At 63.8% G+C, this 20,552-nt stretch carries 19 protein-coding genes; 8 read left to right on the top strand and 11 right to left on the bottom strand.

What is annotated here, in order from left to right:
- Positions 1-630: 630 nt before the first annotated feature.
- A complete protein-coding gene (locus tag WBK23_RS01695; RefSeq protein ID WP_424482262.1) occupies positions 631-1,341 on the bottom strand; it encodes a 3'-5' exonuclease in 711 nt (236 codons plus the stop codon).
- Positions 1,338-3,212 (bottom strand): DUF294 nucleotidyltransferase-like domain-containing protein, encoded by a 1,875-nt coding sequence (locus WBK23_RS01690; protein ID WP_424482261.1) that lies wholly within the window; start codon positions 3,210-3,212, stop codon positions 1,338-1,340. The genes WBK23_RS01695 and WBK23_RS01690 overlap by 4 nt, the downstream gene beginning before the upstream one ends.
- A 49-nt stretch (positions 3,213-3,261) precedes the next feature.
- Between WBK23_RS01690 and WBK23_RS01685 the strand changes: the two genes are divergently transcribed.
- Both WBK23_RS01685 and WBK23_RS01680 read left to right on the top strand, forming a co-directional pair.
- A complete protein-coding gene (locus tag WBK23_RS01685; RefSeq protein WP_424482260.1) occupies positions 3,262-3,924 on the top strand; it encodes a LemA family protein in 663 nt (220 codons plus the stop codon).
- A 1-nt stretch (position 3,925) separates the two neighbouring features.
- A complete protein-coding gene (locus tag WBK23_RS01680) occupies positions 3,926-5,857 on the top strand; it encodes a DUF2207 domain-containing protein (RefSeq protein WP_424482259.1) in 1,932 nt (643 codons plus the stop codon).
- Positions 5,858-5,940: 83 nt separating this feature from the next.
- Here the strand turns inward: WBK23_RS01680 and WBK23_RS01675 are convergent, their stop codons facing one another.
- A complete protein-coding gene (locus WBK23_RS01675) occupies positions 5,941-6,177 on the bottom strand; it encodes a hypothetical protein (protein WP_424482258.1) in 237 nt (78 codons plus the stop codon).
- A complete protein-coding gene (locus tag WBK23_RS01670; protein WP_424482257.1) occupies positions 6,174-6,659 on the bottom strand; it encodes a GNAT family N-acetyltransferase in 486 nt (161 codons plus the stop codon). The genes WBK23_RS01675 and WBK23_RS01670 overlap by 4 nt, the downstream gene beginning before the upstream one ends.
- A 260-nt stretch (positions 6,660-6,919) precedes the next feature.
- Between WBK23_RS01670 and zigA the strand changes: the two genes are divergently transcribed.
- Entirely contained in the window at positions 6,920-8,128 is a 1,209-nt protein-coding gene (gene zigA / locus WBK23_RS01665) for a zinc metallochaperone GTPase ZigA (protein ID WP_424482256.1), read from the top strand.
- Positions 8,129-8,416: 288 nt separating this feature from the next.
- Here the strand turns inward: zigA and WBK23_RS01660 are convergent, their stop codons facing one another.
- A complete protein-coding gene (locus WBK23_RS01660; protein ID WP_424482255.1) occupies positions 8,417-8,770 on the bottom strand; it encodes an NADH:ubiquinone oxidoreductase in 354 nt (117 codons plus the stop codon).
- 143 nt (positions 8,771-8,913) lie between these two features.
- Between WBK23_RS01660 and WBK23_RS01655 the strand changes: the two genes are divergently transcribed.
- Both WBK23_RS01655 and WBK23_RS01650 read left to right on the top strand, forming a co-directional pair.
- Complete coding sequence (locus tag WBK23_RS01655) at positions 8,914-9,879, top strand: CobW family GTP-binding protein (protein WP_424482254.1); 966 nt, start codon at positions 8,914-8,916, stop codon at positions 9,877-9,879.
- Between the two features lie 56 nt (positions 9,880-9,935).
- Positions 9,936-10,814, top strand: coding sequence for an alpha/beta fold hydrolase (locus WBK23_RS01650; protein ID WP_424482253.1), 879 nt, complete (start codon positions 9,936-9,938; stop codon positions 10,812-10,814).
- 43 nt (positions 10,815-10,857) lie between these two features.
- Here WBK23_RS01650 and WBK23_RS01645 read toward each other — a convergent pair whose 3' ends face one another.
- The 6 genes from WBK23_RS01645 to WBK23_RS01620 all read right to left on the bottom strand — a co-directional run bounded on the left by WBK23_RS01645 (position 10,858) and on the right by WBK23_RS01620 (position 17,137).
- A complete protein-coding gene (locus tag WBK23_RS01645; protein WP_424482252.1) occupies positions 10,858-11,262 on the bottom strand; it encodes a DUF3301 domain-containing protein in 405 nt (134 codons plus the stop codon).
- Between the two features lie 61 nt (positions 11,263-11,323).
- The gene (locus WBK23_RS01640; protein WP_424482251.1) at positions 11,324-12,862 is read right to left on the bottom strand and encodes a diguanylate cyclase; all 1,539 of its coding nucleotides are present in this window, start codon (positions 12,860-12,862) and stop codon (positions 11,324-11,326) included.
- 64 nt (positions 12,863-12,926) lie between these two features.
- The gene (locus tag WBK23_RS01635; RefSeq protein WP_424482250.1) at positions 12,927-13,412 is read right to left on the bottom strand and encodes an acyl-CoA thioesterase; all 486 of its coding nucleotides are present in this window, start codon (positions 13,410-13,412) and stop codon (positions 12,927-12,929) included.
- Positions 13,413-13,470: 58 nt separating this feature from the next.
- Positions 13,471-14,202: a substrate-binding periplasmic protein gene (locus tag WBK23_RS01630; RefSeq protein ID WP_424482249.1), complete on the bottom strand. Its 732-nt coding sequence runs from the start codon at positions 14,200-14,202 to the stop codon at positions 13,471-13,473.
- A gap of 85 nt (positions 14,203-14,287) precedes the next feature.
- Positions 14,288-15,655, bottom strand: a complete 1,368-nt coding sequence (locus WBK23_RS01625) for a glutamine synthetase family protein (protein WP_424482248.1) — start codon at positions 15,653-15,655, stop codon at positions 14,288-14,290.
- 90 nt (positions 15,656-15,745) lie between these two features.
- Positions 15,746-17,137 carry an aspartate aminotransferase family protein gene (locus tag WBK23_RS01620; RefSeq protein ID WP_424482247.1) on the bottom strand — a complete coding sequence of 464 codons (1,392 nt, stop codon included), beginning with the start codon at positions 17,135-17,137 and terminating at the stop codon, positions 15,746-15,748.
- Positions 17,138-17,384: 247 nt separating this feature from the next.
- On the opposite strand from WBK23_RS01620, the gene WBK23_RS01615 reads away from it, so the two are divergent.
- The 3 genes from WBK23_RS01615 to WBK23_RS01605 all read left to right on the top strand — a co-directional run bounded on the left by WBK23_RS01615 (position 17,385) and on the right by WBK23_RS01605 (position 20,413).
- Complete coding sequence (locus WBK23_RS01615; protein ID WP_424482246.1) at positions 17,385-18,038, top strand: GntR family transcriptional regulator; 654 nt, start codon at positions 17,385-17,387, stop codon at positions 18,036-18,038.
- A gap of 81 nt (positions 18,039-18,119) precedes the next feature.
- Complete coding sequence (locus tag WBK23_RS01610) at positions 18,120-19,724, top strand: response regulator (protein WP_424482245.1); 1,605 nt, start codon at positions 18,120-18,122, stop codon at positions 19,722-19,724.
- Positions 19,721-20,413, top strand: a complete 693-nt coding sequence (locus WBK23_RS01605; protein ID WP_424482244.1) for a sensor histidine kinase — start codon at positions 19,721-19,723, stop codon at positions 20,411-20,413. Before WBK23_RS01610 ends, WBK23_RS01605 begins: the two co-directional genes overlap by 4 nt.
- The last annotated feature ends 139 nt before the right edge of the window (positions 20,414-20,552 follow it).

The raw sequence follows: 20,552 nt of genomic DNA, 5'->3' as shown, positions 1-20,552 counted from the left end.
TGTGCTGGCCTTGAAGGTGCTCGAAGCAGCGCGACAGCACCTGGAGGTAAACGCGGCATAGCGGACGGCAAGCCCGAGCTACTGGCGAAATGCTGGCAGGCTTGATCCAGAAGCTAGTTCATTCGAGTCGAGGCTGTCCATGGCGAAGTATGAGCAGCTTTTGCCTTTACTCATCTCCGTTGCAGTCGAGGTATCAGCCGCGCGCCAAGTCCCCGTCAGGAGGCCGAGTGGAGGTGTTGCGGAGGGGGACGAGCCGCATGGATGCGGCGAGAGGCTTAAAGGGCCAGGGATGGCCCTTGTAAGCCGGCCCCCGGAGCAATACCGGAGCGAGGGAAGTTGAGCGAAGCGAAACCCGGATGCTGGGGCGCATTCTCTTTGGTTACTTTCTCTTGTGCGCAGCAATAGCAACGGAGCGAAGCGTAGTAACAGCCGCAGGCTGGCCCGAAGGGTGAGCGTAGCGAATCAAGTGACGCGCCCGAGGGGGCGCAACCAGAAAGATCAGCAAACGCTATGCAATGCCGAACACATCAACGAACTGGCCAAATGATGGGTATCGCGATGCTCAACCCATCCTACGGTGCTGCAGTCGCGGCTAAAGCCCCTCCCACAACGAGTCGAGCAACAACTGACTCAACTCCACAATTCCCCCACCGGCGTACTCGCCGCATACCGCGTCGCCACCTGCGCCTGCAGCAACTCAGCCGTCGCCAACGCATCGGTCAACGCATGGTGCGCCTGGTACATCGGCAGGTTGTAACGCTTGCGGCTGTCGGCCAAACGGATCGACACCGCTTGCCGGCCCAACAAGCGGCCCAGCCAGCCCGGCTGACGCTTGGGATACAGCCGCGCCTCCAGCTGCATCGTATCAATCACCGGGAACTGCAAACCCTCACCCAACTGCTGACGCAGCGCCTGGTCGAGAAAGCTGCGCTCGATGTTGCGGTAATGCACCACCATCACCTTGCCGGCCATGGCCGTCAGCAGTTCGTCGAGGATCTGGCTCAGGCGCGGGGCGTGGCGGATGTCCGAGTGGGTGATGTGGTGGAAGGTCACCGATTCGCCGCTCAGCTCGCTGGCCGGTTTGACCACCCAGTAGCGCGCGTCGCCGCAGCGAATGCGTTGCAGGCTAAAAGGCAGCAGGCCGAGGCTGACGATGGCGTGCTGGTTGGCATCCAGGCCGGTGGTTTCCACATCCAGGGCCAGCAGCGGCACCTCTTGCAGTGGGGTGTCGGCGCTTACGCAGCCAGCCTGGTAGAAGGCTTGCAGGCGTGGGTCGCGGGCGCTGGCAGCGAGTTCGGCAAACCGCGCCGCCCAGTCCAGAGCTGCGGTGGGCGCTGTCACAGGCTTTGGCCCGGCTGCGCGGGGTAGCGAAAGCGCAGGAATTTCTGCGCATTGCTGAGTACGCCAAAGGCTTCCTTGAGGTTGTGTCGCTCGCTGGCGGAAACCTTTTCCGGCTCGATGTAGTTGCCTGGCTGCACGCCTGCGGTCACGGCCATGGCCTGATGGCGCACGCGCACCAGGCTGAGAAATTCCAGAGCGTAGCGCAGTTGGCTAAGGGCTTCGGGCTGCAGCAATTTGGTTTTGCCGATGTCGTCGAGGCGTTCCAGCGAGTTCTGTGCCTTGCTGCCGCAGGCCAGGGCGTGCACGCGGATCAGGTCGGTGAGCGGTGCGGTGCCGCGGCCCTTGAGGTTGATGATGTGTTTCTGCTGGCCGTCGGTTTCCATCACGAAGGTGCGAAAGAAGCCCAGCGGCGGCGTGCGGTTGAGGGCGTTGTGCGCCAGGGCGGCGAGGAAGGCCGGGTTGCTGCTGGCTTTCTGCGCGAGCAGGTCCTTGAGGTTTTCCACCAGGTCGACCTCGCCATACACGCCGTCGAGGTCGAAGAAGATGCAGCTGTTGAGCAGGGTTTGCGCCTTGGGCTGCTCGATCCACTGGCTGAAATACCCACGCCAGACCCGCAGCGGCTGTCGCCACTGGGCGTTGCTGGCCATGATGCCGCCCTTGCAGTAGCTGTAGCCGCAGGCGGCCAGACCATCGCTGACAAACTGGGCGAGGGCGGCGAAGTAGGCGTCGTGTTGCACCGGGTCGAAGCGGTCATCGAGCACCAGGGCGTTGTCCTGATCGGTGACCAGCAGCTGTTCGTCACGGGCCATGGAGCCGGCAACCATAAAACAGTAGGGCACCGGCGGCGGGCCGAGTTGCTGTTCGGCCAGTTCGAGCAGGCGCTGGGTAAAGGCGCGGCCGATGCCGGCCATGGCGCTGCCGACCATGTGCGCGGTGGCCTGCTCGTTGACCAGGCGCACGAAGGTGCCGCGCAGGTCGGGTAGCAGGCTTTGCAGACCGGCAACATCGGGCTGATTGAAGATCGAGTTGACCAGGTACAGGCTGCTCTGCGACTCGTAGCGGAGGATGTCGCTGAGGTTGATGATGCCGATTGGCCGGCGGCGCTGCACCACCGGCAGGTAGTGGATGTTGTGGCGCAGCATGGACAACATGGCGTCGAACACGCTGTCATCGGCCTGGATCGTGATGGGATCTGGCGACATAACCTGGCTCACCGGCGTTGTGCTGTCGAGCCCCACGGCGAGTACGCGGGTGCGCAGGTCGCGGTCGGTGAGGATGCCGACCATAGCGCCGCTGGCCTCACTGCCGTCGACAATCACCAGCGATGACACGCTCTGCTCGGTCATCAGCTGGGCGGCCTGTTGCACCGGGGTGTGCGGGCTGACGTAGACCGGCTGACGGGAGATCAGCTGGCGCACTTTGATCTGCATCAGCTCGCTGGCCTGGCCCTGGTTTTCCACGGCAGATTTCAGCCGCGACTGGCCTTCGGCCTCGACGAACTCAGCAAAGCTGTCGTGCTGTTCGCACAACTGCTCGAACAGGGCGGCCGGAATAAAGTAGATCAGGCAGTCTTCGATGGCCCGCGCCGGGAAGCGCACCTTGTGGCTGCGTAGCAGGCCGGCCTGGCCGAAGATGTCGCCTTCGCTCAGACGGTTGTACAGCTCGCCGTTGCGTCGGTAGATTTCAACCGCGCCGCTGCGTACGTAATGCAGCTCATGGATGGCCGCGCCATGCAGGAGGATATCCGTGCCGGCCTTGAAGTAGGCCACCTCGACCTGGCGGGCGATGGCGTCGAGGCTCTCGCCTGGCAGGGCATCGAAGGGCGGGAAGCGCTGCAGGTGGTCGCGGATCTCCAGTAACTCGATTTGCATGGGGTTCCTCGCGGGTTGGCCTGCAACAGGATACGAGCATCGCCGGGGGATGTCCGCCTTGCTGGCGTTACTGGGTGTGCCAGCACGCTCGGTCAGCGCCGGCTATGGTGAGGGGGCGGGTGAGATGGGCAATCAAGGAGTGGCTATGCAAGGTGCGGGATTCTGGTGGGTTGTGGCGCTGCTGCTGGTGCTGGGTGGCCTGGGGATTTATTACTACAACCGCCTGGTGTTCAACCGCGCGCGGGTGGCCGAGGCCTGGAGTGGCATCGACGTGCAGCTCAAGCGCCGTTCCAGCCTGATTCCGGCGCTGGTCGAGTGCGTGCGCCAGTACATGAGCTACGAGCAGGGCGCGCTGCAGGCACTGGTGCAGGAGCGCATGCGCGCGGTGCAGCTGGCCGATGCGCCGCTGGGCCAGCGCGCACCGGTGGAAGCGCACCTGAGCACGCAGCTGCGCCAGTTGTTCGCCCTGGTCGAGGACTACCCGACGCTCAAGGCCGATGGTCAGTTCCTCGACTTGCAGCGCAACATCAGTGAGGCCGAGGAGCAGATCCAGATGGCCCGGCGTTACTACAACGGCGCGGTGCGCGAGTTGAACGTGCTGGTCGAGTCGGTGCCGAGCAACCTGGTGGCGCGACCCTTTGCCTTTACCCAGGCCGAGTATTTCAGCCTGGATGAGCCGAATGACGCCCAACCGCCGAAAATGGAGTTTTAAGATGCCAGGATTAGCCCGCGCGCTGTTGTTGAGCCTGTGCCTGTTGCCGCTCTGGGCCGCTGCCGATGAGGTGATCGAGGATTTTGCCGTCACCCTGCAGGTGCAAGCCGATGGCAGCCTGCTGGTGACCGAGCGGATTACCGTGCAGGCCGAGGGTGAGCAGATCAAGCGCGGCATCTACCGTGATCTGCCGGTCAGCTATGCGCTGCCGCTGGGTTTGCGCAAGAGCGGCCCGATCAGCCTGTTGGGGGTGACCCGTGACGGCCAGCCGGAGAACGTCAGCACCGAGCGCAACGGTGCCTGGGTGCGTTACTACCTTGGCTCGGAGTCCATTCTGCTGCAGCCGGGGCGCTATCAATACGAGCTGCGTTATCGGGTCGAGCGGCAGCTGCTGCATCACGCCGGCCGCGACGAGCTGTACTGGAACGTCACCGGTAATGACTGGGTTTTCCCGATTCTCCAGGCCTCGGTCGAGGTCAAGTTGCCGCAGGGCGCGCGGATCGGCGAGCTGGCCGCCTATACCGGCGCGGCGGGTGAACAGGGCAAGGCGTTCGAGGTGGCCGAGCAACGCGACGACTACCTGCGTCTGGTCACTACGCAAGCCCTGCCGGCCTACCACGGCCTGACGGTTGCCGTGGATTGGCCGGCGGGTCAGGTAGCGCGCCCGGGTGCGTTGTCGCGCGCAGGCTATCTGCTGCTGGATAACCTCGGCCCGTGCCTGGGTGCGCTGCTGCTGGTCGGCTTGTTGCTGTTCTACCTGCGCGCCTGGAAGCGTGTCGGTCGTGACCCCGACAAAGGCTTGATCATCGCGCTGTTCGAGGCTCCGCAGGGCATGAGCGCGGTGCAGGCCGGCTACCTCTGGCACCGCGGCTTGAAGGGCCGCTATCAGGACGCGCGGGCGTTCAGTGTGTGGCTCACCGATAGGGCCATCCACAAGCAGCTGCAGATCGAAGATGACGCCAGTGCCAGTGGTTTTACTCTGGCCCGTGGCGCGGGCGAGCCTGACGACGCCAGCGAAATTGATCGCGAACTGTGCAAGCGCCTGTTCCCGGCAAACAAGGAAGGCGTCGCGCTGCGGATCGGCAGTGATTACCAGCCGCGCCTGGCCGATGCCGTGGCTGGGTTGAAAACCCACCTGCAGGTGCAGGGCAAGGCCTGGTTCAGCACTAACCGCGGGATCTGGGCCTGGGGCCTGGCCTGGGCGGTGTCCGCGTGCCTGCTGATGGTGTTTGCCGGGGCGCAGGGTGAGGACGATGTGGCCACTGGATTCGCCGGCGTGCTGTTTACCCTGGGCTTTGGCGTGCCATCGCTGTTCGTGCTGTATATGGCCTGGCATGAACCCGGCTGGGGCAAGCGGATCGGCTTGGCGCTGGTGGGCTTGATGTTTGTCTGGCCGGTGCCGGTTGGCCTGTGGATGCTCAGCGATGCGGCGTCGGTGCCGGCGTTGCTGCTGCTCTGCGTGTATGTGCTGGTGGTGGCGGTGTTCTATTACCTGCTGCCAGCACCGTCGGTCGAAGGACGGCGGCTGCTCGATGGTCTTGAGGGCTATCGCGATTACCTGCAGCTGGCCGAAAGCGATGCATTGGCCCTGGCCGGGAATGCCCCGGCGATGAGCATTGCGCTGTACGAGAAACACCTGCCTTACGCCATGGCCCTGGGTGTGGAAGAGCAGTGGAGTGCGCGCTTTAGTGCGGCGCTGGCCAGCGGCCTGATCGACCCGGCGCAGCGTGACTATCAACCGCAGTGGTACCACAGCCGCAGCAATTTCAGCAGCCCACTGGCGATGAGCAGCGCCCTGACCGCTGGCCTGAGCAGCGCCACGGCACTGGCTTCATCGCCGCCGTCGAGCAGTTCATCGGGCGGTGGCGGCGGCTCATCCGGCGGTGGCTCGTCTGGCGGCGGTGGCGGCGGTGGGGGAGGCGGCGGCTGGTAGAACGCTTTTGTAGGAGGGGCTTTAGCCGCGATCAAGGTTAGTCGCGGCTAAAGCCCCTCCCACACATCATGACCTCAGCAACACTAGGGCTTGCGGGTTTCCTGCAGCTTGGCCAGCAGCGCCTCGCTCTGTGCCAGTTGCTCGGCTTCGCTGAGCTGCGGGTTTTCCAGCACGCTGTCGATCTGCTCGATCAACTCGCGCTGGCGGTTGATGCGTTCATCCAGCTTCTCCAGCTTGCGCTGGTTGTGCCAGCTCCACAGCGCCATGGCGCAGGCGGACAGCACAACGGCGGCCAGCACGATCATCGTCAGGGTGTTCATCGGGGCTCCAGAGGTTTGCGCATCAGCATGCGCGGCAAAATAACAGCGCCGCGCGCCACCGTCTGTGCCTGCTGCACAGAAAATCCCTGGCCGGCAAAAAATGCCTGGGCCACCAGGCTGGCCTCGGTAAACAGCTCGCGGGCTCCCGCCGCCCGCAGGCGTTGTTCGGCGGCTGCATACAAGGCCGTGGCGACACCCTGGCGGGCATAACCCGGCGCGGTGAACAGCAGGTCGATATGGCCAGCCAGGCTGAAGCCGATAAAACCGGCGATAGCCTGGCCATCTTCGGCGATAAGCAGCTCAAGTGCAGACAAACGGGTTTGCCATTCCGGCATGTCCGTAGCCGCTGGAGCCCAGGCCTGGCGCTGCGCCGCGTCATAGTGATCGGCCGTCAGGCCATGCACCGAGGCATTGAAGAGCGCGACCAGTGCAGTCAGGTCGCTGGCTTGGTAAGTGCGCACGGTCAGGTTCGGCGTTGGCATGGTCTGCATCGGCGAGGAACGGTGCCGGCAAGCTTGGCAGGTTAGCCCGGCTGTTGCGACTAGCCGCAACAGCCGTGGCAGTGGAAATACAGCGGTTCCACGTGAAACCCCTATGGATGCTGGCGCTCAGGCCGGCTGCAGGCGGTTATCGCGGCAGTAGGGCAGGGCGCTCAGGTGCAATCGGGCTTTCGTTGATTGGATTAAGTGTTATGTTATAACTCATAATTCATCGTGCCTGATCAATGCTGGAGCCACCCGCTATGCCCAACCGTCTTCCCGTCACCGTGCTGTCCGGCTTTCTCGGGGCCGGCAAAAGCACCCTGCTCAACTACATCCTGAAAAACCGCGAAGGCCTCAAGGTCGCGGTGATCGTCAACGATATGAGCGAGATCAATATCGATGGCAGCGAGGTTCAGCGTGATGTCAGCCTGAACCGTGCCGAGGAAAAGTTGGTGGAGATGAGCAACGGCTGCATCTGCTGCACCCTGCGCGAAGACCTGCTGGAAGAGGTTGGCCGGCTGGCCCGTGATGGCCGCTTCGATTATCTGTTGATCGAGTCCACCGGTATCTCCGAGCCGTTGCCGGTGGCCGAGACCTTCACCTTCCGTGGCGACGATGGGCAAAGCCTGGCCGACCTGGCGCGCCTCGACACCCTGGTCACGGTGGTCGACGGGGTGAACTTCCTGCGCGACTTTCACGATGCCGAAAGCCTGGCCAGCCGTGGCGAGAGCCTGGGCGAGGAGGATCAGCGCTCGATCACCGACCTGCTCATTGAGCAGGTGGAATTCGCCGATGTGCTGTTGCTGAGCAAGACCGACCTGATCAGCAGCCACGAGCGCGAAGAGCTGCTGGCCATTCTGCGCGGCCTCAACACTCATGCCGAGATCGTGCCGATGGCCATGGGTGCGGTGCCACTGGCGACGATTCTTAACACCGGTCGTTTCGACTTCGCGCGCGCGGCACAAGCGCCGGGCTGGCTCAAGGAGCTGCGCGGCGAACACGTCCCGGAGACCGAGGAATACGGCATCGCATCCAGCGGCTATCGCGCGCGGCGGCCGTTCCACCCTGAGCGTTTCTTCAATTTCATTAATCGCGAGTGGAGCAACGGCCGGCTGCTGCGCTCGAAGGGCTTTTTCTGGCTGGCCAGCAAGTATCAGGAAGCTGGCAGCTGGTCCCAGGCCGGCGGCCTGATGCGCCATGGTTGTGCCGGGCGCTGGTGGCGTTTCGTGCCGAAAACCCAGTGGCCGCAGGATGACGAAGGCCGCCAGGCGATCATCAAGCATTGGCATGCGGCCAGCGGCGACTGTCGCCAGGAGCTGGTGTTTATCGGCCAGAACATCGACTTCGCCCGGCTCAGTGCCGAACTGGATGCCTGCCTGCTCGATGATGCGGAAATGGCTCTGGGCGTGGATGCCTGGCTGGCCATGGCGGATCCGTTCGGGCCCTGGATCGAGGAGCTGGCGGCCTGAAAAGCTATAAATTTCAGGCAAAAAAATAGGCTGCGGATAATGGCAGCCTTAAGCACCAGAAAGGCATGCCGACGCGTGAACCGGCATGCAGGGGTGAGGTACCCAAGGCCACTAGAACATAGATAGGGTGACGCTTTGATGACGGCTAGAAGGCTGTTGAAAAACTACCTACGTTGCCATTGCGGCGTTAAAAACAGGCTCAAAATGCTCATTTACAGCTCGTAAACTCCGCTTTTTCGCCTGTTTTGCCTTGCACTGGCTGCCTCGCTAACGTTTTTCAACGGCCTGCTAGCGCGCCATCCATACACCCTTGCTCTGCTGCTCGCAGAAGGGTTTGAGGTAGGTGGCATCGCTGGCGACGCCGTAATAGTGCACGTCCTGTTTGTAGGGAGTGCCGCCCACCGTGGAGTTGCGACAGACGCCGAACGCGCCCATGGGACACTGCTCGACAAACTCGACCTCGACCTTCTGCCCCTTCAGTTGCGGTTGGCAGAAGCCGGTGCGGAACAGGTTGGGCGGGATGCTGCGGTTCTGCTGGCAGACCTTCACATCCAGGCGCTCGGCCTGGCTATGCACCACGCAGGCTTCACCCCAGGCCAGGCCGGACAGTACGAACAGGCTCAGCAGCAGAAAAACGCGCATCAAATGACCCTCTAAAAATATGCCGGCGACTCTAGCATGCTGTTTTTAATCAGTCTGCGTAGGGCCGCTCCTGCGGTGTTGTACGCCGTTAGAATGGCCGCAGCAGAAACCCTCTTCTCGATGGACACTGGCAAGCGCCGATCATGCTGAAAAATATCCCAACCCATCTGATTGCCGGGCCGCTTGGTGCCGGTAAGACCAGCCTGATCCGTAATCTTCTGGCGCAGCGCCCAGCCACTGAACGCTGGGCGGTGCTGATCAACGAGTTCGGCCTGATCGGCCTGGATGCGGCCCTGCTGACCACGGATGACGACGACATCGCCATGGGCGAAGTGGCGGGCGGTTGTCTGTGCTGCGTCAACGGCGTGCCATTTCAGGTCGGCTTGAGTCGCCTGCTGCGCAAGGCCAAGCCGGATCGGCTGCTGATCGAACCGTCTGGCCTTGGCCATCCCCTGCAACTGCTCGAACAACTGCGCGAAGCGCCCTGGGCGGGTGTGCTGGCCGTGCAGGAGCCGGTGCTGGTACTGGATGCCATGGCGCTGGCCGCCGGTGTTGCGCTGCCAGAGAGTCAGCAGGCGACCCTGAACAGCGCCGGTTTGCTGCTGCTCAATAAGGCGGAAACTCTGGATGACGCTAGCAAGGCACGGATTCAGGCGCAGCTGCCCGCACGCCCCCTGTTATGGACCAGCCATGGCGCACTGACGTTGGCGCAACTGCCCGGTTTTGCCGCCCAAGCTGAAGCCGGCTCCGGCCTCGATCAACTGCCGCAGGGCGAGGCCACCATTGCCCAGATCTGGCGCGTAGTCGACGAGCCGATCTGTCAGGTTCAGCAGCAGGAGCAGGGCTGGAGCATCGGCTGGCGTTGGCACCCGAGCCAGCGTTTCGAGCTGATGCAGGTGCAGCAGTGGCTGAACGCATTACCCTGGCGGCGCGCCAAGCTGGTGCTGCAGACCAACGCCGGCTGGCTGTCGGCCAATGCCCTGGAGGGCCAGGCGCTGCATTGGCAGAACAGCGAATGGCGCAAGGACTCGCGGCTGGAGCTGATCTTTGCCCAGGCGCAGGATGCAGCGGCTTTGCAGGCGGCGTTTTACGGCTGCCGTCTACCCTGAGGCAAAGGGACGGCGGGTGTTGATAAACTGCGCACACTTTTTTCTGGATATCGACCATGCAACTGCTTCCCTGGTCCCACGCCTGTTCCGCCGGTTTCACCCTGCGCGGCTGGCATTCGCCGCCTTCGGGCAAGCCGCTGCTGCATTTTCTGCATGGCAATGGCTATTGCGGGCGGGTCTACACGCCGTTGTTGCAGCGCCTGGCCGAGGATTTCGACCTGTGGCTGTGTGATGTGCAGGGGCATGGCGATACCGAGCATGGCGGACGTTTTCATGGTTGGAACCGCAGCGCCGAGTTGGCGTTGGAGGCATTTGCTGCCGGTCATGAGCGCTTTGCCGATGCGTCGGTGTATGCGCTGGGCCATAGCTTTGGCGGGGTGCTGACCAGCCTGATGCTGGCCCAGCAGCCGCAGCTGTTCCAGCGTGCGGTGCTGCTCGATCCGGTGCTGTTCAGCCCGGCGATGATCGGGGTCATGGCGCTGTCCGATGTGGTCGGTTTGAGCCGGCGTACCACCCTGGCCAGCAAGGCGCTCAAGCGGCGCAGCAGCTGGCCGGATCGCGCCGCCGCGCATACAGCCCTGCATGGTCGCGGGATGTTTCGCGGTTGGACCGAGGAGGCTTTCGTCGCTTATATCCAGCATGCGTTGAAAGACAGCGACAAAGGCGTCGAGTTGAAATGCCGGCCAAGCCGTGAGGCGGATATCTTCAGCTCGTTCCCCAAGCGCCTATGGCCGTCGCTGGCCAAGGTGACGACCCCGACCCAGGTGCTTTACGGCCAGCGCAGTTACCCCTTTGTCGCTAAATCGGTGGCGCGCTGGTGCGCCAGCAATGCCCAGGTCAGCGCTCATGTGGTGCCGGGCGGGCACTGCTTTATGCAGGAGCAGCCGGACGACAGCGCCGCGCGGGTGGCCAACTTTCTATTGCAGCGTGGTTAACCGCGGCTGTGTGCCGTGCTGATGCAACGGCAACCGGCCTTATTCAGTGGCGTGGGAGGCTGTCGTCGGGCAGCTGACGCTGGCTGCGCCACTGCTCCAGTTCGATCACCTGGGCGCTGTCTGCCGCCGGTTGGCGGAACGGGTGGGCGGCCAGTTCGATGCGCCCCAGGTGCTGGCCGAACATCACGATGCTGCCGGCGTGGCGCTGTTCGCCGGTGACGGTGAACTCGAAGCCATACACCCGCGCCAGGCGTTTGCGCCCGCGCGCATCGGGCAGCAGGGCGAGTTTGCGCAGCGCGACATTGCCGTCGAGCAGTTCCACATCGGCCTTGGCGCAATGCTGTTGCACCAGCGTCAGCGCACGCTCGCGCAAGCCGTGGGCGTGCCACAGCCAGGCGCAGGCAGTGGCGAACAGCATCAGTAGAAACATATCGAAGAGGTCGATCATGGCGGCTCCGGCTAGAGAAGGCAGAGCTTAACAGACCCTGCCTGTGCCGCCTGCGCGGCCATCAATCGGTCAGGCTGATGCGGTTGCGACCCATGGCTTTGGCCGTATACAGGCGCGCATCGGCGCTTTGCAGCAGCTGTTGCAGGGTGCACGCGCGATTGGCGCAGGCCAGGCCAATACTTACGGTGACCTGCAGCGGTCCCTGGCTGGTGTCGATTGCCTGGTTTTGCAGCGCGCCGCGCAGGCGTTCCAGGCGCTGTTGAGCCGCCTCAAGAGAGGTGTCGGGCAGCAGGATGACGAATTCCTCGCCGCCAAAGCGGGCGAACAGATCGGTGCTGCGTGCCTGCTGGCGACACAGCGCGCTGAACGCCACCAGCACTTGATCGCCGACGGCATGGCCGTACTGGTCGTTGACCCGTTTGAAGTGGTCGAGGTCGAGCATCGCCAGGCACAGCGGGCTGCTTTGGCGCTGGCTGCGTTGCAGTTCGTGGTCGGCGCGTTCCTGAAAGGCTCGGCGGTTGAGGGCGCTGGTCAGCGGGTCGGTGGTGGCGAGCACCAGCAGCTGTTCTTCCAGGGCCTTGCGGTGGCTGACATCACGGATTTCCGCCACCTGCTGCTGGGCCTCGGCCAGGCGCGCGATGCTCAGCTCGGCGGCGAACTGCTGGCCGTTGTCGCGTTGCGCCAGCAGGTCGTGGGGGCGGCCATCGGCCTGTTGCAGCAGCTCGGCGACATGCACCTGGCTGGCGCTATCGAACAGGCTGGCCACTGGCTGGCCGAGCAGCTGCTCGCGGCTGCGCTGGAACAGCTGCTCCAGCATGGGGTTGGCGTCGATGATGCGCTCGCCTTGCAGCACCAGCATCCCGGCATTGCCGACCCGCATCAGGCGCTCGAAGCGTTCGGCGTTGGCCGCTGCCTGCTGGGCGTTGCGCTGGCTGTCGGCGAGGATGCGGCGCATGGTCATCAGCACCAGGCCGACCAGGGCCATCAGCCACAGCGGAATGCCAAAGTTGTACGGCAACAGGTAGCTAACCGAGCGGGTGACATCGTCGTGCACGATGCCTTGCAGGCCGTCGTGAATGCCGACCACGCCACGCAGCAGGGTCACCAGGGCATAGCCGAGCAAGGCAATGGCGACAAACCGGCAGACGCTGCGCAGCTCCGCTTCGCGGGGCGTACGCCACAGTGCCCAGCAGGCTTGCAGGGGCAGCAGGCCGCCAATCGCGGCATACAGCGCGATCAGGTATTCCGAATTGATCGGTGCCAGCCACCAATGCCAGCTCAGTGCCAGGCTCATCAGCCCGGCGCTGGCGGGCACCGTCCACCAGGGCAGCGGCAGGCCGAGGAAGCGGAACACCCCGAGCAGGATGATGGCCTCGCCGGCCAGTTGCAGGGCATTGCCGAGGATATTCAGCAGCTTGCTGCCGCTGACCATAAAGCCCATAAACAGCAGGATGCCGACGATCAGCGCCCAGCTGCCGAACATCCATAGGCCGGGCCCGCGGTAGGGCCGGGAGAAATACCACAGGCCGCTGCAGGCGATGGCACTTGCCAGCATCAGGTTAAGACCCAGCAACATGGGGGAGAAATACAGGCTTTCCATTGCCTTACTCGCTGCGGTGAGAGGCTGTGAATTGTGCCGAGCACGTCATCGCTTGTCTGCTCGTTCAGCCATTTTCTTCGTTCAGCGCGCGGTAGCGCTGTTGCAGCTCGTTGCGTATCTCGCGGCGTTGCTGGCCCTGGCGCTGGCGGCGCTGGGTGTCGGCGCACTCGGCCTGCAGCGGCGGTACGGGCACGGCCTGGCCGCGCTCATCGACCGCGACCATGGTGAAGAAGCAGCTGTTGGTATGGCGCACCGAGCGTTCGCGGATGTTTTCCGTAACCACCTTGATGCCGACCTCCATCGAGGTGCGCCCGGTGTAGTTGACCGAGGCGAGGAAGGTCACCAGCTCGCCGACGTGGATTGGCTGGCGGAAGGTCACCTGGTCCACCGACAGGGTCACCACGTAGCAGCCGGCATAACGGCTGGCGCAGGCATAGGCGACTTCGTCGAGGTACTTGAGCAGGGTGCCACCGTGCACATTGCCGGAAAAATTGGCCATGTCCGGGGTCATCAGTACGGTCATCGACAGCTGGGCGTTTCCAGGTTCCATAGGGTGCTCTGTGCAGGGACGTGGGCCAACCATAGCGGATGGGGTGTGCGCCGCAGCCTCAGGGAAGGCCATATTGCTGGCGCAGGGCGCGCAAGGTACCCGCTTCCTCGACCAGGAAGCGATCAAAACCTGTGATCAGTTCGGGGTATTTGTAGCTGCTCAGGTGGAAGCTGGTGTTGATCAGCGGCAGCTGCGGGTCGAGCTGCAGGCGTTGTTCGTCGATACCCAGCAGGCGCAGGTGATGGCGCACCACCTGCGGGTTGGCGTACAGGGCATCGATGCGGCCGCGCTCGAGCATATGGATCAGGCTCTGAATATCCTGCACTTCGACCAGTGTCACCTGGCCTGTGGCGATTGCCGGCAACCAGGCTTGCGCGGTGAAACCACGGACGATGCCCAGTTGCTTGATGGCGGCCTGGCCTTGGCCCAGGCGTTCACGGCGGACCAGGCTGCCATCGACGATCAACGCCACCGGGCGGCTGTAATACAGCTGCTGCCCGACCTTGGCCTCGCGGCCCCACTCGGGGTTATCGGGGAACAGCAGGTCGAGGTTCTGCTCGTCGAGCATGCTGTGGTACAGGCGGTTGACCGGTTGCGGGCGTAGCTCAAGCGTCAGCCCGGCGTGCTTGGCAAAGGCCTGCAGCAGGGCGATGCAATAACCGTCGAGCGGCTTGCCCTCTACCGCGCTGTAGTAGGGGTAGTAGTCATGGTTTTCCAGCCCGACCCGCAGGGGGGCGGCGCAAGCCAGGCAGCTGCACAGCCAGCAGGCCAGAATGATGCCAAGGCGCATGGACTACTCCGGTTCGCACATTTCCGTACAGCGTAGTCGGCTCGGATGGGTTGAGCCTTGCGTGCCACCCATCCAGTGGGGTTACTCAGGCGTGGGTCAGGTACCAGCGCCAGTCCTGCTCGCCGACTTCACCCATAAACTGGCGGAACTCGGCCCACTTGATCGCCAGGAACACCTTGAGGAACTCTTCCCCCAGCGTCTGTTTGGCCCAGGTCGAGTTTTCCAGGGCGCGCAGGGCGGTCAGCCAGTCAGTCGGCAGGGTTTCGCGGGCCTGCTCGTAGCCGTTGCCGATGATTTCCTCGCCCGGGTCGATCTGGTTCTGGATGCCGTGATGAATGCCGGAAAGAATCGCCGCCGCTGCCAGGTAAGGGTTGGCGTCGGCACCGCAGATGCGGTGCTCGACATGCCGGCTCTTGGCCGGGCCGCCCGGTACGCGGAACGACACGGTACGGTTGTTCACCCCCCAGCTCTTGGCCAGCGGCGCGTAGCTGTTGGCCTGGAAGCGGCGGAACGAGTTGGCGTTGGGGCAGAAGATCGCCAGGGCGTCGTTGAGCGTGGCCATCATGCCGCCGATGGCGTGCTTGAGCAGTGGCGTGCCATGGGGGTCTTCGGATGCCATCAGGTTATTGCCGTGCTCGTCGGCCAGGCTGACGTGCATATGCAGGCCGCTGCCGGCCTGATCGCCGAACGGCTTGGCCATAAAGCAGGCCTGCAAGCCATGCTTGTTGGCCACGCCCTTGACCAGGCGCTTGTAGCGCACGCCTTCGTCGATGGCCTGCAGCGCATCGAAGCGGTGCTCCAGGGTCAGCTCGACCTGGCCGGGGGCGTATTCGGAGATCGCCGTGCGCACCGGCAGGCCCTGTACTTCGCAGGCGGCGTAGAGGTCGTCGAGGAACGGCTGCAGCTGCTCCAGCTCATGTACGCCATACACCTGCGGTGCCTGCGGGCGTACGCCGTTGCTCTGCAGCGCCGGTTGCGGGCGGCCGTTGGCGTCGCGCTGTTTATCCAGCAGGTAGAACTCCAGCTCCACCGCCATCACCGGGTGATAGCCGTCGGCCTTCAGGCGGTCGATGGCGCGCACCAGCACATGCCGTGGATCGGCCGGGGCGGCCGGCAGGCCCTGAGTTGGGTGCATGCTCACCTGCAGCTGGCCGGTGGGTGTGCTGCGCCAGGGTTGCAGGGTCAGGCTGCCGGGGATCGGGTAGGTCCAGCAATCGGCGTCGGCGACTTCCCAGACCAGGCCGCTCTCTTCGACGTCCTCGCCCTGGATGGTCAGCGCCAGGATCGAGCTGGGCAGCGGCCGACCGTGCTCGTAGATGGCCAGCAGCTCGTCGCGGTGCAGCAGCTTGCCGCGCGGGATGCCATTGGCGTCGATCAGCATCAGTTCGATGCTGCGCACTTGCGGATGGGCGGCGAGGAAGTCACGGGCTTCCTGGGGGTTGGCGAATTGCATGGTGGTTCTCACAGTGAGTCGTCATTTCGTGGGAGGCGCTTTAGCGGCGATTGTCGCGGCTGAAGCCCCTCCCACAGGCTGATCGATGAGTTATTCGCGGGCAGCGGGGATAGCCAGCAGCTCGGTCAGGGCCTGGTCGAGCATGCCGATCAGCTTGTCCACATCGTCCGCCGTGGTGCTCGGGCAGCACAGGGTCATGTTGTGGAACGGGGTGATCAGGATGCCGCGGTTGATCAGGTACAGGTGCAGGGCCATCTGCAGCTCGTCGTGGAACGCCGCCTCGGCCTCGGCACCGGTCTTCGGTGAGACCGGGCAGAACTGGAACTCGCTGCGCGCGCCCAGCTCGGTCACCGACCACTTCAGCTCGTGCTTGCCGATCAGCGAACGGAAGCCGTCGGCCAGGCGCTTGGCCAGCGGCAGCATGTGCGCGTAGGCGGCCGGGGTCATCACCTGTTCCAGGTTGGCGCGCATGCAGTGCATGGCCAGGGCGTTGGCCGACAGCGTGGTGCCCATGCCGCTATGGCCGTGACCGTGGCTGCCTTCGCTGGCGCGTTGGCGCGCGGCGGTCATGGCCTCGGCCATCGCCGCGCTGCAACCGAAGATGCCGCACGGCACGCCGCCGGCGATCGGCTTGCCGACCACGAAGAAGTCCGGCTCGAGGTTCCACAGCTGGGTGCAGCCGCCGATATCGGTGGAGATGGTGTGGGTCTCGTCGATGATCAGCAGCGCGCCGTATTGCTGGGTCAGCTCGCGGCATTTCTGCATAAAGCCAGGCTCGGGCAGGACCATGCCGATATTGGTCATGGCCGGCTCGCAGAGCAGGGCGCAGACGTCGCCCTGGGCCAGGGCGGCTTCCAGCGCCGCCACGTCATTGAACGGGATCGATCGACTGTACTGGGTCAGGTCGTAGGCCTGGCCGACCAGGCCGGAGCGCGGCACGGTTTCGCCGTCGATACAGCGCACCATCACGTCGTCCACCGTGCCGTGGTAGCAGCCGTCGAACACCAGCAGGGTCTTGCGCTGGGTAATCGCGCGGGCCCAGCGCAGCACGTAGCGGTTCGAATCCGTGGCGGTGGCGGTGACCTGCCAGAACGGCAGGCCGAAGCGCGCCGCGAGCAGCTCGCCGCAGACCACCGCGTCCTCGCCCGGCAACATGGTGGTCAGGCCGTTGTTGCCCTGATCACTGATGGCCTTGGCGATCGGGTCTGGCGAGTGGCCGAACATGGTGCCGGTGTCGCCCAGGCAGAAGTCGATGTACTCGTGGCCGTCGACGTCATAGAAGCGCGCGCCCTTGGCGCGTTCGACGAACAGCGGCACCGGGGTCGACCAGTCGGCCATCCAGTGCATCGGCACGCCGCCGTACAGGGAGTTGCGCGCCCGCTCGGCCAGGGCCACGGATTTCGGATTGCGCTCGATAAAACGCTCGCGCTCGCGGCTGGCGAAGGTTGCTACGGCGGTTGGGCTGATGCCACTGGCAGTCATGTTGAACACCTCGTTCGAATATCTGCACATGGTCATTTGTGATCACAGATAAGTCAATAGATGTCTTGAACGCGTGAATAAGGTAAATTTAACCAATCTTGTGATCACAGATTATGGCGCGTCTGGATGATGTGCATCGAGCCGTGATCCGCCTTTTATCACCTAAACCCAGGACCTTGCCATGCACAACTGTTCGCTGACCCTCGCCCAACTGCCTGCGCCGCCGGTACAAGGACGCTGCTGAACCATGGCCGATAACCTGCAGGACCAGCTCTACCTACGTATTCGTGAAAGCCTGCTGGCGGGGCGTTTCCAGCCCGGCGAGCGCTTGAAAATCCGTGACCTCGCCGCCGAATGGGGCACCAGCCCGATGCCGGTGCGCGCCGCCTTGCAGCGCCTGGTGGCCGAAGGCGCGCTGGAAGGCGAGCCGCAGCGCTCGGTGCGCGTGCCGCCGATGACCCGCGAGCGTTACCAGAATATCTTTCAGGTGCGCCTGGGCCTCGAAGGCCTGGCCGTGGAATTGGCCACGCCGCGCCTGACCCCCGACGACCTGGCCGAGTTGCGCGGTTGCGTGGCGCGCATGGATCAGGCGATTGAGCAGCGGCAGGTACAGGCCTATCTGGATGCCAACAGCCAGTTCCACCTGCGCCTCTACAGCGCCTGCGGCAACCCGGTGTTGCTGCGCAGCATCGAATCACTGTGGCTGCAGATCGGACCGTTCTTCAATCGACTATTCACCGGTGCCGATCTGTCGCTGCGCCTCAACGACTTCCACGAGGACGCCTTTGCCGCCATCGAAGCCGGTGACGCCAAGGCCGCGCGCCAGGCCATGGAGCAGGACCTGACCTACTTCGCGCGTTTCCTCCTTAATCTGCTCGACCTGGAGCCTGGTCAGCGTTGAACGGATTCTGATGCGCTGGCAGCGAGTGGGCCGACAACTACACTGAAACGACTCTGACCCTGCGCGACAAGGACTCCTTCGATGTTGGATTACGGCAGTAAGCGCTTTCTGATTGTCGATGACTTCTCCGACTTTCGCAGCTCGGTCAAGGCCATGCTGCGTGACCTCGGTGCGCGCGATGTGGACACCGCCGACCGTGGCGAGGAAACCCTGACGCTGTGCCGCAACAAGCGCTACGACATCATCCTGCATGACTACAACCTGGGCGGCGGCAAGAACGGTCAGCAGGTGCTGGAGGAGCTGATCGCCGGCAAGCTGATCAGTCATCAGTGCATCTTCGTTATGGTCACCGCCGAAAGCAGCCAGGCCATGGTGCTCAGTGCCCTCGAACACGAGCCGGATGCCTACCTGACCAAGCCGTTCAACCGCGCCAGCCTTGATCAGCGCCTGGACAAGCTGGTCGAGCGCAAGACTGCACTTAAAGGCATTCTTCAGGGCCTCGACAAACAAGACTCGGCCGCCGTGCTGACGGCTTGCAACGAGCTGAGCCAACAAGACAAGCGCTACCTGCCGCTGTGCCAGCGCTACAAGGCCGGGGCCCTGCGCGAGCTGGGCCGCAACGATGAACTGGAGCAGCTGCTCAACGGCGTGCTGGCTGAGCGGCCGTTGCCCTGGGCGCAGGTGGCGCTGGCCAGCCTGCTGCACAAACGCGGTGAGCTGAGCCGCGCGCAGAGCCTGTACGAGCAGGGGCTGAAACTGTTCCCGATGATGCCGGCGCTGTATGACGGCCTGGCCGCCGTGCTACTGGCCCAGGGCGAGAGTCAGCGCGCCCAGCAGGCGTTGGAGGATGCGGTCAAGCTCGCCCCGCTGGCGATTCGCCGGCAGATGCAGCTGGGCAAGCTGGCCCTGGATAACCAGGACTTTGACAGCGCCGGCAAGGCCTATCGGCAAGCTATGGAGCAGGGCCGCACGTCCAAGTTCAAGAGTCCGGAAAACTACCTCGGCCTGGCCCAGGCGATCACCGCCCAGGCCGGCGATGGCACGCTGGACAAGCGCCTGCAGATCGAGGTCAACCAGGCCCTCGGCGAGCTGGACAAGAGCTACGCCAATGACCCCAACGTGCAGCTGCGTTCACGCCTGGCTCTGGCCAGCAGCCTGATGAAATCCGGCGATCCCAAGCGCGCCGCGCAACTGGCCGCCGAAGCCGCCGCAGCGCTGGAAAAGCTGCCGCAGTTTTTTGCTGCCGACATCGCACTCAACGTCGCCAGCCAGCTGCGCGAGTTGGGTCAGGATGCGGCCAGCGATGTGCTGCTGAAGAACTGCGTCGAGGTCTACGGCGATGACCCGCAGGTGATGCAGGGCGTGGCCCGGCAGACCGACAACGTCGAGATCCTCTCCGGCGGCAAGGAGGCCATCGAACTCAATCGCCAGGGCGTGCGTTGCTATCAGCAGAAACAGCTCGACGAGGCGCTGCAACTGTTCCGTCAGGCCCTGGCCTTGCAGCCGAAGAACATCAGCATCGCCCTGAATGCCGCGCAGTCGCTGTTGCAGCTGGGCGGCGAGAGCATTGCGCCGGCGCAGCTCGACGAGGCGCAGCGCTGCCTGGAGGTGGTCAGTCAGATGCCTGAGAGCGATGCCCGGTATGCGCGTTACCTGCAGTTGCAGCGTCGGGCGTCCGGCCAATGAGCGATAACCCCGGCGGGCTGGATTTCTCCACGGTGATTGCTTCCACCGTGCATGACATGAAGAACTCCCTGGCCATGCTCACCCGCGCCCATGCGCAGTGGCAGGCGCAGCTGCCGCCGGAGCAGCAACAGGCCAGCGAGCAGGGCGTGATCGAATACGAGTTCGCTCGCCTCAACGGCATGCTGGTGCAACTGCTCGGCCTGTATAAGCTCGGCGTCAACCAGCTGCCCATGCGCCCCGGTTATCACGAGGTCGAGGATTTTCTCCAGGCTCAGCTGGCGCGGCATTTTGAAGTGCTGCAAAGCCGCCAGATCAGCGCCCGTTGCGAGGTGGATAGCTTCGATCTGATGGGGTTTTTCGATGAGGAACTGCTCGGCTCGGTGGTCGCCAATATCGTCACCAACTCCATTCGCTATGCCCACAGCGCCCTGCTGATCCAGGCTTGGGAAGAGAACGGCAAGCTGGTGCTGGCAATTTGTGACGACGGTCAGGGCTATCCGGCGGAAATGCTCGACCAGCAATCCAACTACGTCCTCGGCCTCAAGCACAGCACCGGCAGCACTGGCCTGGGCCTGTACTTTGCCGGGCGCATCGCCGAACTGCACGAACGCAATGGCGTGCGCGGCCATATCGAACTGGCCAACGGCGCGCCGCTGGGTGGTGGGGTGTTTCGGATTTATCTGCCCTGAGGGGCTACTGTGGCTTTACGTTGTCGCTCATCAGGGTTAACGATCTCGCGAGCTAGAGTCCGGCAAGGCAAAAACAGGCGAGGAAGCGGAGTGTACTTTTGTACATGAGCATTCCGAGCCTGTTTTTAACGCAGCAGGG

This window comes from Pseudomonas sp. (assembly GCF_049653025.1).
GTDB lineage: Bacteria > Pseudomonadota > Gammaproteobacteria > Pseudomonadales > Pseudomonadaceae > Aquipseudomonas.
This window is presented reverse-complemented; position numbering and strand designations above follow the sequence as displayed.

Bases quoted from the DNA above. Each gene is read 5' to 3' on its own strand.
- WBK23_RS01610 (WP_424482245.1), top strand. From the start codon at position 18,120: ATGTTGGATTACGGCAGTAAGCGCTTTCTGATTGTCGATGACTTCTCC.
- WBK23_RS01625 (WP_424482248.1), bottom strand. From the start codon at position 15,655: ATGCAATTCGCCAACCCCCAGGAAGCCCGTGACTTCCTCGCCGCCCAT.
- WBK23_RS01660 (WP_424482255.1), bottom strand. From the start codon at position 8,770: ATGCGCGTTTTTCTGCTGCTGAGCCTGTTCGTACTGTCCGGCCTGGCC.
- WBK23_RS01630 (WP_424482249.1), bottom strand. From the start codon at position 14,202: ATGCGCCTTGGCATCATTCTGGCCTGCTGGCTGTGCAGCTGCCTGGCT.
- WBK23_RS01635 (WP_424482250.1), bottom strand. From the start codon at position 13,412: ATGGAACCTGGAAACGCCCAGCTGTCGATGACCGTACTGATGACCCCG.
- WBK23_RS01620 (WP_424482247.1), bottom strand. From the start codon at position 17,137: ATGACTGCCAGTGGCATCAGCCCAACCGCCGTAGCAACCTTCGCCAGC.
- WBK23_RS01690 (WP_424482261.1), bottom strand. From the start codon at position 3,212: ATGCAAATCGAGTTACTGGAGATCCGCGACCACCTGCAGCGCTTCCCG.
- zigA (WP_424482256.1), top strand. From the start codon at position 6,920: ATGCCCAACCGTCTTCCCGTCACCGTGCTGTCCGGCTTTCTCGGGGCC.
- WBK23_RS01675 (WP_424482258.1), bottom strand. From the start codon at position 6,177: ATGAACACCCTGACGATGATCGTGCTGGCCGCCGTTGTGCTGTCCGCC.
- WBK23_RS01655 (WP_424482254.1), top strand. From the start codon at position 8,914: ATGCTGAAAAATATCCCAACCCATCTGATTGCCGGGCCGCTTGGTGCC.
- WBK23_RS01605 (WP_424482244.1), top strand. From the start codon at position 19,721: ATGAGCGATAACCCCGGCGGGCTGGATTTCTCCACGGTGATTGCTTCC.
- WBK23_RS01670 (WP_424482257.1), bottom strand. From the start codon at position 6,659: ATGCCAACGCCGAACCTGACCGTGCGCACTTACCAAGCCAGCGACCTG.
- WBK23_RS01645 (WP_424482252.1), bottom strand. From the start codon at position 11,262: ATGATCGACCTCTTCGATATGTTTCTACTGATGCTGTTCGCCACTGCC.
- WBK23_RS01680 (WP_424482259.1), top strand. From the start codon at position 3,926: ATGCCAGGATTAGCCCGCGCGCTGTTGTTGAGCCTGTGCCTGTTGCCG.
- WBK23_RS01685 (WP_424482260.1), top strand. From the start codon at position 3,262: ATGTCCGCCTTGCTGGCGTTACTGGGTGTGCCAGCACGCTCGGTCAGC.
- WBK23_RS01650 (WP_424482253.1), top strand. From the start codon at position 9,936: ATGCAACTGCTTCCCTGGTCCCACGCCTGTTCCGCCGGTTTCACCCTG.
- WBK23_RS01615 (WP_424482246.1), top strand. From the start codon at position 17,385: ATGGCCGATAACCTGCAGGACCAGCTCTACCTACGTATTCGTGAAAGC.
- WBK23_RS01640 (WP_424482251.1), bottom strand. From the start codon at position 12,862: ATGGAAAGCCTGTATTTCTCCCCCATGTTGCTGGGTCTTAACCTGATG.